The organism is Pseudomonas sp. SDO5591_S426, assembly GCF_054070755.1.
The window spans coordinates 16,775-27,225 of sequence record NZ_JBSVXD010000071.1 but is presented as its reverse complement, the minus strand read 5'-3'; the positions used below and the strand labels follow the sequence as shown (position 1 = coordinate 27,225).

Here is a 10,451-nt window from a genome sequence, read left to right as displayed (position 1 = left end):
ATGCGTTCCCTGTAGGAGCTGCCGAAGGCTGCGATCTTTTTTGCGCGCTACAAATTAGTGCAAAAAAAAACCGAAGCGCACCAACTTCAGCCAAAAACCTCAACACTTCGCAACTCGCCCTACACCTCCTTCAGGCATTTCCTACGCATCACCGCGATTGGCAAGCCCCTTGCTCTAGCCTCTGCATCGTCCATTGCTGGAAGCTTTCCGATGCTGGTGATTCATCGCAGAATCGACCCTCAACCCGTCTGGGCCGCCGAGTTGCACCTGACCTTCGAAGCCCGGAGCAAAAGCCGTTTGCGCTGTTTCAGTGCCGAGGGCGAAGACGTCGGGCTGTTTTTGGAGCGCGGCCAATCGCCGTTGTACGACGGTGAATGTTTACAAGCCGAAGACGGACGCATCGTCCGCGTCTGCGCCCGCCCGGAACAGCTGCTGCACGTCACCTGCGCCAATGCCTTCGAGCTGACCCGCGCGGCCTATCACCTGGGCAATCGTCATGTTGCCCTGCAAGTGGGGGATGGCTGGTTGCGCCTGCTCGACGATTACGTGCTCAAGGCCATGCTCGAACAATTGGGCGCCCATGCCGAAAACATCGAGGCACCGTTCCAGCCGGAACACGGTGCTTACGGCGGCGGCCATCATCATTCGCGTCACGGCGATGAAGACTTCAACTATCCACCGAAGCTGCACCAGTTCGGCGTGCGCCTTTGAACCCCGCATGGGCATTGCTGCGCCTGGCCAGTCCGCAATTGCCGATTGGTGGCTACAGCTATTCCCAAGGCCTGGAAATGGCGGTGGAGAACGGTCGCGTCCACGATCCCGACAGCGCGCGGCGCTGGATCAGTGATCAATTGCTGCTCAACCTTGCTCGCTTCGAAGCTCCGTTGCTGCTCGCCCATTGCGTGGCGGCGGCAGAGGAAAACTGGAGCGAACTGCTGCAACGCTGCGAAGAGCACCGCGCCAGCCGGGAAACCCGCGAACTGCATCAGGAGAGCCGGCAGATGGGCTACTCCTTACAGCAGTTGCTCAACGGCCTGCCGGAACTCGATGCTGCGGCGCGTGCCTTTCTTGAGCAACGCCGCGAACCACACCTGGCGCTGGGCTGGGCATTGGCCGCCCGCGCCTGGCAAATCAGCCCGCAGGATGCGCTGGCCGCGTGGCTCTGGAGCTGGCTGGAAAACCAATTGGCGGTGCTGATGAAAACCCTGCCGCTGGGCCAGCAAGCCGCCCAACGCCTGACCAGCGAACTGCTGCCGCTGCTGCAACAAGCCCAGCAGGACGCCAGCCACATCAACCCCGACCACTATGGCAGCGCCGCGTTTGGCCTGTCCCTGGCGTGCATGGCCCACGAGCGCCAGTACAGCCGTCTGTTCCGTTCCTAGGGCCCCATATTTTGGAGAATCACATGAACACACAACCTCTTCGCGTCGGCATCGGCGGCCCGGTCGGTTCCGGTAAAACCGCCCTGACCCTGGCCCTGTGCCTGGCCCTGCGCGAGCGCTACAACCTGGCCGTCGTCACCAACGACATCTACACCCGCGAAGACGCCGATTTCCTCGTGCGCAACGAAGCGCTGGCGCCGGAGCGGATTATCGGCGTGGAAACCGGCGGTTGCCCGCACACCGCGATCCGCGAAGACGCCTCAATCAACCTCGAAGCCGTGGATCAGCTCAACCGCCGCTTCCCAGGACTGGACCTGATTCTGGTGGAGTCTGGTGGCGACAACCTCTCGGCCACCTTCAGCCCTGAACTGTCCGACCTGACCATCTACGTGATCGACGTTTCCGCCGGCGACAAGTTGCCGCGCAAGGGCGGGCCGGGGATCTGCAAATCCGATCTGCTGGTGATCAACAAGATCGATCTCGCACCATTGGTAGGCGCGTCGCTGACCCTGATGGATAGCGACACTACGCGCATGCGCAACGGCAAGCCGTTCGTCTTCAGCAACCAGAAAACCGGACAGGGCCTGGAAGAGATCATCGCCTTCATCGAACGCCAGGGTTTGCTGACCGCAGCCTGATCACGATTTATCCACAAGGAAGCCAATCCATGACACTGAAACGCATTCTGGGCGCCATGGCCCTGCTGCTGACCCCGGCCATCGCTTTCGCCCACCCGGGGCACGGCGACAACGGCTTGATCGCCGGCATCAGCCACCCGATCGGCGGCCTCGACCACTTGCTGGCGATGCTGGCGGTCGGCCTGTGGGCGGCGCAGCAACAAGGCGCGGCGCGCTGGGCGCTGCCGTGCACTTTCGTCGGCACCATGCTGCTGGGTGGGTTGCTGGGTTTTGAAGGGTTGAACCTGCCGGCGCTGGAAAGCGGGATTGCCGCGTCGGTGCTGGCGTTGGGTCTGGCGGTGGCCTTGGCGGTGCGTCCGCCGTTGAGCATGGCGGTCGGCGCCACGGCGTTGTTCGCGTTGTTCCATGGCGTGGCCCATGGCCTGGAACTGCCTGACATGTCGAGCCCTTGGGCGTATGCCGCAGGGTTTGTCGCGGCGACAGCGGCATTGCATGGGTTGGGTTATGCGCTGGTGCGGGTATTGCCGCAGGCTGCGGCGCCGTTGGTGCGGCTGGCGGGTGCGGCTTCGGCGGCGACCGGAGTGTGGTTGTTGGCGGGCTGATTCTCTATTGCCTGAACTGGCCTCATCGCTGGCAAGCCAGCGCCCACAAGGATTTGCACTTAACCTGTGGGAGCTGGCTTGCCAGCGATGACGGCCTGACAAACATCACGTCACTCAGGCCTGCTAACATGTCGCGCAATCGCCCCTGCCGTGACGACGCCAGCCAATGCCGCCTGTTTCCCGCTCCGCTTCCCAGCCTGAACTGAACGCCCTGTTCGCCTCGGTGCAACAGCACTTCCACAACGTGATCGTGCCGCTTTGGCAAGGTCCCGGCTGGAATGTCGAGATGGCGCTGCCCTATGAGGCGCTGGACGCCGAGCATCAACCGCTGCCACCTCAACGCTACCGGGCCATGGCCTGTGCGCGGCAGTTGTATCTGTTTGCCAGTCTGATCGGCCAGGTGCCGGATGCCGAAGAGCGTGCGGCAGCGCTGTTCCGCTCCTTGCAGCGGCACTTTCACGATGCCGAGCACGGCGGCTGGTTCTACAGCATCGACCCGCACGGCGCGCCGCTGGATCAGCGCAAAGACCTCTACACCCACGCCTTCATCCTGTTCGCCTGCGCCCATTACTGGGACAAAGTTCGCGAGCCGTTGGTGGAGTCGGTGCTCAACGCCGCCCTGGAAGTGATTGCCCGACGTTTTGCCACCGGCGATGGCCTGTATGAAGCCAGCCTTGACCGTGACTGGTCGTCGCTGAACAGCGGACCGTTGCAGAACCCGTTGATGCACCTGGCCGAAGCCTTCCTCGCCACGCTGGCGGTACGCGAAGACCTCGGCGTCCAACGCGCACTCGTCGAGTTGTGCACAGCCATGCAGAAGCGTTTTATCGATCCGCAACACGGCGTGTTGATGGAGAAACCGTTGGGGGCTGTGGATAACTGGTTTGAACCGGGACATCAGTTCGAATGGTATTTCCTGCTGGAATCATCTGGGCTGCTGCGCGGTTCGAAACTGCATGCTTCGCTGGAGCGTGCCTTCGCGTTCACCGAACAACTGGGTGTCGATCAACAAACCGGCGCGGTGCGGGCCATGCTTGATCTGGGGCCGGATGGCGGCGCCCGTGACGCCACCCAGCGTATCTGGGCGCAGGCCGAGTATTTGCGTGCGTTGACGTTGCGGCCGGACAGCGAAGCTGAGGTGCTGCGCCAATTGCAGGCGTTGCAGCAACGCTCGCTGCATGCCGGCGGCTGGTATGAATGCCGTGATGAGCAAGGTGAAGTCAGTCGCCGGGATATGCCGTCGACCACGCCTTATCACTTGGCGACTTGCTATCGCGGGTTGGCCGAGTACCTCGACTGATATCAAAAGGATCGGAAGTTACTCAATCCACTTCCGGTCCCCGGTAAAACTGATGGTCAGCCATCGTGCAGCATCCGGCTTGCCGAGCTTCGCAGAAATTTCCTCGCGCAAACTGTCCAGTTGGCCCACGCCATCCAGCCAATAATCCTTCGGCAACACGATGTGAATCTCGATAAAACAGGCCCGACCGTGTTTCTGCACGTAGGAAATGTAGTCGTCGAAACCATGCTCGACCTTGGCCACGTCCATCACTTGACGCACCTTGTCGTCCAATTGATCCGGGACAATCCCCAATACATCGCGCAATGCCGGGCCGAGGATTTTGTACGCCGGGGGGAGCATGCCCAAGGCCAGCAGAATCAGAATCATCGGGTCGACGTACACCGCCCACTTGCCGTAACCCTGAGTCTTGAGCAGCAGCGCGATGAGGAAACTCACCAGCAGTCCCGCCGACAGCATCGCGTCCACCAGCCAACTGATGTTGTCGAACTGGATCAGCGATGATTTGAGTGTGCGATTGCGACGGCGGACGTAGAAATAATAAATGAGCTCAACGACCGTGAAGAACGCGGCGTAGAAGATCACCAACCCCAGTTCGACCTCGCGGCCACCACTGATGATGCCAAACACACCATTGAGAAAGGCATAAATGGCGACCAGGAAAATGAAACTGCCCTCAATCACCAGCACCATGGGCTCCAGATGCCAGGAGCCGAACTGGAAGCGCTGATTGCTCTCCTTGGCGATCATCCGGGCGGTGATCAGCATCAGCACCTTGATGAACGCCGCGATCAGCGAAAAGAAGCCATCGAACAGGATCGATTGGGCACCCGAGACAAAACCGGTGATGATCCCGGCGACTGTCACGGCGAGCATCAGGAAGGTCGATTGCTTGAGCAGCGACTGCTCGCCTCGATTGCTCACTTTTTCTCCTCTAATACCTCTAGGCCGCCGGGTGTGGCGGAGCTGTTGGGAGAGGAGTCTAGCTGATGTCTTGCGGTGTCTGTTCCGGCCTTTCGCGAGCAGGCTCGCTCCTACAGGGAATGCGTGGAGCCCGCTCGCGATTGGCCGTTACAAGGTCTTAAGACTTGCGTTCAATGGCAAACCCGGCCCAGGTCTGGCTGACCGGCATCAATTCCAGGCTGTTGATGTTGATGTGCGCCGGGGCATTGAGCACCCAGAAAATGGTGTCGGCGATGTCCTGCGGCTGGATAGGCTCGGCACCGGCGTAGGTCGCGTTGTAACGCTCCTGATCACCGGCAAAACGCACCAGTGAGAACTCGCTTTCGCACAGGCCCGGCTCGATGTTGCTGACCCGCACGCCCGTGCCCTGAAGGTCGCAGCGCAGGTTCAGGGAGAACTGTTTGACAAATGCCTTGGTGGCGCCATACACATGGCTGCCCGGGTACGGATAGTTGCCGGCGATGGAACCCAGGTTGACGATGCCGGCGCCACGGCCATGAGCGATCAGGCGTGGCAGCAGCAGACGAGTGCTGTACATCAGGCCTTTGACGTTGGTGTCGACCATGGTGTCCCAATCGTCCAGGTCGCACTTCGGTGCCGGGTCAACACCCAACGCCAGGCCGGCGTTGTTGATCAGCCCGCGCAATTTGGCGAAGGACGGTGGCAGGTTGGCAATGGCTTCTTCCATGGCCTTGCGATCACGCACATCGAGCACCAGGCCATGCACTTCAGTCTGCTTCGACAGTTCGGCACACAGCGCATTGAGGCGTTCTTCACGACGACCGGTCAGCACCAGTTTCCAGCCAGCCTCGGCAAAACGACGGGCACAGGCTTCACCAAAACCGGAGGTCGCGCCGGTAATAAACAGGGTGTTGGACATCGTGTTCTCCTTGCTTCGGCTGATGCTCAGCCATGGAAATAGAAAATCAGCAGGCAGCATGCCCGGCCTTGCTCACAGCGGCAACCACCGCACAACCTGTACAAAAAACGATCAAACCACGCGACACCTTACCTTCCGTGGCTTGCAGCCATGTGCGCGCACGTTATCCACAGTCCCATCCACACATTCCGGGGGCAAGTGGAAAAGCTGAAAGCCGCTATCTACAAGGCTTTGCGAGGCGTTTCAAAACTTTTTTGCTTGACCCTGACGGACCTGCTGTGTAGCCCATGGCAATTTTCCCGAACAGCCGGTCAAACCGACGATGGCCGCAAGCCAGTAACCACGGCCTTCAGCCAAGTCTTTCCAGAGTTTAATCACAGACTTATCCACAGGTTTGTTCACTGTAACTTGCTGCACTTTCGTCACCCAGAAAAAGGTTGACAAACCCACCCTGAAGCCACGCAAAAACGCCTGATCAAAAAACAACCATATCGCTGGAGGCCACGGATTGAAAGGCTCTCAGCCAGCTACTCCCACGTTATTCACAGCCAGCTCCACAGCAAACGGGGACAAGTCAAAACCGTGACAAAACAACTATTTGCAGCGGCTTTATGTCGCGGTTTGGGAGCTTGGGGAATTTGTTTTCCACAATTTTACTTTACGTCGCAACGCCGCTCTTGTAGGAGCTGCCGAAGGCTGCGATCTGTTGACTTGATCTGAAAACAAGATCAAAAGATCGCAGCCTCGTTTCACTCGACAGCTCCTACAACAGCCACCACGGAGCGCGCATAAAAAAACGCCCTGACGTTGAGCACGTCAGGGCGTTTTGTTGAACGCTAACGATCTAGTGCCCGCCGAGATAGGCGTTACGCACATCCTCGTTGACCAGCAACTCCTTGCCGGTACCCGTCATGCGAATTTCGCCGTTGACCATCACGTAAGCACGGTCGGACAAGCGAAGGGCGTGGTTGGCGTTCTGCTCCACCAGGAAGATGGTCATGCCGGTTTTCGCCAGTTCGCGCAGGGTGGCGAAAATCTGCTTCACCACGATCGGTGCCAGACCCAGGCTCGGCTCATCAAGCAGCAGCAGTTTGGGCCTGCTCATCAACGCACGGGCAATGGCGAGCATTTGCTGCTCGCCGCCGGACATGGTCATCGCGCGCTGAGTGCGTCGCTCTTCAAGTCGCGGGAACAACTTGAACATGCGCTGCATGTCTTCCTTGGCGTACTTGTCACCAATTGGAATGGTGCCCATCAGCAGGTTTTCCTCGACGGTCATGTCGGGGAACACCCGCCGGCCTTCCGGCGATTGCGCGATGCCGTTGGAGGCGATGTAGTGCGACGACTTGTGCGTGATGTCCACGCCCTGATAGAGGATCTGCCCGTCCGCCGCCCGCGGCTGACCGAAGATCGACATCAGCAGCGTCGACTTGCCGGCACCGTTGGAGCCGATCAGGCTGACCGTTTCACCTTCGTTGATGTGCAGCGACACGCCTTTGAGGGCCTGGATCGGGCCGTAGAACACGTTCAGATCCTTGAGTTCGAGGATGGGTTGGGTCATACCACTTCCTCTTCATCGGCGCCCAGGTAAGCGGCAATCACTTTCGGGTCGTTGCGGATGTCGTCGGGGCCGCCCTCGGCGATGACGACGCCGTGGTCCAGCACCACGATGTGGTCGGAAATACTCATAACCATGCCCATGTCGTGTTCGATCAGCACCACGGTCAGATCGTGCTCGTCGCGCAGCAGCCGGATCATCGCGCTCAGCGCTTCGGTTTCCTGAGGGTTGAGGCCGGCGGCCGGTTCGTCGAGGCAGATGATCTGCGGACGGGTGCACATGGCGCGGGCGATTTCCAGACGACGTTGCTGGCCGTAGGAAAGCTCACCGGCCAGGCGGTTGGCACAGTCCACCAGGTCCACTACTTCCAGCCAATAGAACGCGTGATCCAGCGCATCGCTCTCGGCCTTGCGGTAGCCCTTGGTGTTGAGGATGCCCGCCAGCAGGCTGCGGTTGACCCACATGTGCTGGGCCACCAGCAGGTTTTCCAGCACCGACATTTCCTTGAACAGGCGAATGTTCTGGAATGTCCGCGCCAGCCCGGCCCGGTTCACCAGGTGGGTGCCGCCGAACATTTTGTAGTACAGCCGACTGGCGAACGATTTCGGCGAGACAAAATCGGTCGGTTTGAACGACTCGCCCAGCAATTTGATGACGTTGGTCTGTTCGCCACGCACGTTCACTTCAATCTTGCCGCCGGATGCCTTGTAGAAACCGGTCAGGCAGTTGAACACTGTGGTCTTGCCCGCACCGTTGGGGCCGATCAGGGCGAAGATCGAGTTGCGCTTGACCTGCAGGCTGACATCGTTCAACGCCTTGATGCCGCCGAAGTGCATCATCAGCTTTTCGACACTGAGTACGACTTCGCTCATGGCGCTACTCCTTTACGCGGGGTCACACCGGTACGGCTGATCCGAATCAGGCCGCGCGGTCGCCAGATCATCATCAACACCATCAGGACGCCGAACAGCAACACGCGGTATTCGGCGAAGCCACGCAGCAGCTCCGGGGCGACGGTCAGTACGAAAGCCGCTATCACCACGCCGATGGTCGAGCCCATGCCACCCAGTACCACGATGGCGAGGATCAGGGCGGACTCGAAGAAGGTGAACGAGGTCGGGTTGACGAAACCTTGATAGGTGGCGAAGAACACGCCGGCCAGACCCGCCGTCGATGCACCGATGGTGAATGCCGAGAGCTTGACCAGCACGTGGTTCAGGCCCATGGACCGGCAGGCGATTTCATCTTCGCGCAGCGCTTCCCAGGCACGGCCCACAGGCATGCGCGTCAGGCGATGCTTGATGTACAGCACGCCAAGAACCACCAGGAACAACACCGCATAAATGAAGTAGTACTTCACGTCCGGGTTGTAGGCGATGCCGAAGAACTCATGGAACGGTACGCCGCCGTCCTTCGCCCGCTTGCCGAACTCCAGGCCGAAGAAGGTCGGCAGTGGTGCCGGCATTCCGTTCGGACCGCCGGTCAGCGACAACCAGTTGTTGAGGATCAGTCGGATGATTTCACCGAAGCCCAGGGTCACGATCGCCAGGTAGTCACCGTGCAGGCGCAGCACCGGGAAGCCGAGGATGCAGCCGGCCAGGCCCGCCGTGATCGCCGCCAGCGGCAGCACCGTCCAGAAACCCAATCCCAGGTACTGATAACCGAGCGCCAGGCCGTAGGCACCGATGGCGTAGAACGCCACGTAACCCAGGTCGAGCAGGCCGGCCAGGCCGACCACGATGTTCAGCCCCAGGCCCAGCAGTACGTAGATCAGCCCGAGGATGACCACGCCCAGCAGGTAGGAGTTGGAGAAGAACGGGAACACCACGGCGAGGACGATCATCAGCGGGATGATCCAGCGCAACCGGGACTTGTAGTCAGGCGCGAGTACATGAACCCCGGAACCGGTGGACTCAAAACCTTCGAGGATTCTCAGGCCCTTGGGGGTTTGCAGGAACATGCTCAGGGCAAAGCGACCGGCCATGACGATGGCGACAATCCACGCCACCCGGGTGGTTTCCAGGTTGAAGCCATAGCCATCGAGAACGACGCCGACAATCGGCCCGAACACAATCAGGGCGATGAGGCCGGCAAGAATCGCGTCAACCAGACTTTTTTTGATATCAATGGTTTTTTTAGTGGTTGAAGACATCGCTTACACCTTCGACACAAGAGGACGGCCGAGCAGGCCTTGGGGCCGAAAGACCAGAACGAGAACCAGCAGCGAGAAGCTGAAAACGTCTTTGTAGTCCGAGTTCACCAGACCAGAGAACAGCGACTCGGAAATCCCGAGAATGATCCCGCCGAGCATGGCGCCAGGCAGCGAGCCAATCCCGCCGAGCACCGCGGCGGTGAACGCCTTGATCCCGATGATGAAGCCGGCATAGAAGTCGAATGTGCCGTAGTTCATGGTGATCAGTACGCCGGCCAGGGCCGCCATCGCTGCACCAATGATGAACACGTAGGAAATCACCCGGTCGGTGTTGATCCCCAGAATCGAAGCCATCTTGCGGTCTTGCTGGGTTGCACGGCACATGCGGCCGAGCTTGGTGTACTTGATGATGTAGGTCAGTGCGGCCATCCCGACAAACGCGGCGACCAGAATGAACACCTTGGTGTAGGTCAGTTGCACGAAACCTGTGCCGACCTCGACACGCCACGCACCCGTCAGCAACGTAGGAACGCCTTGTTGCTTCGCGCCCTGGGCGATCTGTGCGTAGTTTTGCAGGATCAGCGAAATACCGATGGCGCTGATCAGCGGTGCCAGTCGGGTAGAGTTACGCAGGGGTTTGTAGGCGACACGCTCGATGACCCAGCCATACACCGCCGTGACGACGATGGTGAAGATCAGGGTGCCGAGCATCAGCAGCGGGAAGGATTCGATACCGAAGTAAGCCAGCAGAGCCAGACTGATCGCCGCGAGGTAAGCGGAAATCATGTAAACCTCGCCGTGGGCGAAGTTGATCATGCCGATGATGCCATAGACCATTGTGTAGCCGATGGCGATCAGGCCATAGACCGACCCGAGGGTCAGGCCATTGACCAGTTGCTGCAGGAAAATACCATCCATAACGCAATCTCACGCAATGAGAACCTGCACACCTGTGGGGGTGCGGTTCTTCTAAGGA

At 59.8% G+C, this 10,451-nt stretch carries 12 protein-coding genes; 5 read left to right on the top strand and 7 right to left on the bottom strand.

The window, feature by feature from the left end; all coding sequences use genetic code 11:
* The first annotated feature begins 210 nt into the window (after window positions 1-210).
* The 5 genes from ureE (at window position 211) to ACW9JC_RS15810 (ending at window position 3,922) form a co-directional block, all read left to right on the top strand.
* A complete protein-coding gene (ureE, locus tag ACW9JC_RS15830) occupies window positions 211-711 on the top strand; it encodes an urease accessory protein UreE (RefSeq protein WP_150735757.1) in 501 nt (166 codons plus the stop codon).
* Window positions 708-1,382 (top strand): urease accessory protein UreF, encoded by a 675-nt coding sequence (locus ACW9JC_RS15825; protein ID WP_448106144.1) that lies wholly within the window; start codon window positions 708-710, stop codon window positions 1,380-1,382. Before ureE ends, ACW9JC_RS15825 begins: the two co-directional genes overlap by 4 nt.
* A 23-nt stretch (window positions 1,383-1,405) precedes the next feature.
* The gene (gene ureG, locus ACW9JC_RS15820) at window positions 1,406-2,020 is read left to right on the top strand and encodes an urease accessory protein UreG (protein WP_274076826.1); all 615 of its coding nucleotides are present in this window, start codon (window positions 1,406-1,408) and stop codon (window positions 2,018-2,020) included.
* Between the two features lie 29 nt (window positions 2,021-2,049).
* A complete protein-coding gene (locus ACW9JC_RS15815; RefSeq protein WP_457455925.1) occupies window positions 2,050-2,622 on the top strand; it encodes a HupE/UreJ family protein in 573 nt (190 codons plus the stop codon).
* A 166-nt stretch (window positions 2,623-2,788) separates the two neighbouring features.
* On the top strand, window positions 2,789-3,922 hold the full coding sequence (locus tag ACW9JC_RS15810) for an AGE family epimerase/isomerase (protein ID WP_457455923.1): 1,134 nt from the start codon (window positions 2,789-2,791) through the stop codon (window positions 3,920-3,922).
* 18 nt (window positions 3,923-3,940) lie between these two features.
* On the opposite strand, the gene ACW9JC_RS15805 is transcribed toward ACW9JC_RS15810, so the two are convergent.
* From ACW9JC_RS15805 to ACW9JC_RS15775, 7 genes are all read right to left on the bottom strand, one after another.
* Window positions 3,941-4,846 carry a cation diffusion facilitator family transporter gene (locus ACW9JC_RS15805; protein WP_338584452.1) on the bottom strand — a complete coding sequence of 302 codons (906 nt, stop codon included), beginning with the start codon at window positions 4,844-4,846 and terminating at the stop codon, window positions 3,941-3,943.
* Between the two features lie 157 nt (window positions 4,847-5,003).
* Window positions 5,004-5,765: an SDR family oxidoreductase gene (locus ACW9JC_RS15800; RefSeq protein WP_457455921.1), complete on the bottom strand. Its 762-nt coding sequence runs from the start codon at window positions 5,763-5,765 to the stop codon at window positions 5,004-5,006.
* A gap of 243 nt (window positions 5,766-6,008) precedes the next feature.
* Window positions 6,009-6,251: a hypothetical protein gene (locus ACW9JC_RS15795; RefSeq protein ID WP_457455919.1), complete on the bottom strand. Its 243-nt coding sequence runs from the start codon at window positions 6,249-6,251 to the stop codon at window positions 6,009-6,011.
* 358 nt (window positions 6,252-6,609) lie between these two features.
* A complete protein-coding gene (locus tag ACW9JC_RS15790; protein ID WP_416130076.1) occupies window positions 6,610-7,326 on the bottom strand; it encodes an ABC transporter ATP-binding protein in 717 nt (238 codons plus the stop codon).
* Complete coding sequence (locus ACW9JC_RS15785) at window positions 7,323-8,195, bottom strand: ABC transporter ATP-binding protein (protein ID WP_457455917.1); 873 nt, start codon at window positions 8,193-8,195, stop codon at window positions 7,323-7,325. Before ACW9JC_RS15785 ends, ACW9JC_RS15790 begins: the two co-directional genes overlap by 4 nt.
* On the bottom strand, window positions 8,192-9,475 hold the full coding sequence (livM, locus tag ACW9JC_RS15780) for a high-affinity branched-chain amino acid ABC transporter permease LivM (RefSeq protein WP_338584449.1): 1,284 nt from the start codon (window positions 9,473-9,475) through the stop codon (window positions 8,192-8,194). Before livM ends, ACW9JC_RS15785 begins: the two co-directional genes overlap by 4 nt.
* A 3-nt stretch (window positions 9,476-9,478) precedes the next feature.
* The gene (locus ACW9JC_RS15775) at window positions 9,479-10,393 is read right to left on the bottom strand and encodes an ABC transporter permease subunit (protein WP_046819754.1); all 915 of its coding nucleotides are present in this window, start codon (window positions 10,391-10,393) and stop codon (window positions 9,479-9,481) included.
* Window positions 10,394-10,451: the final 58 nt, after the last annotated feature.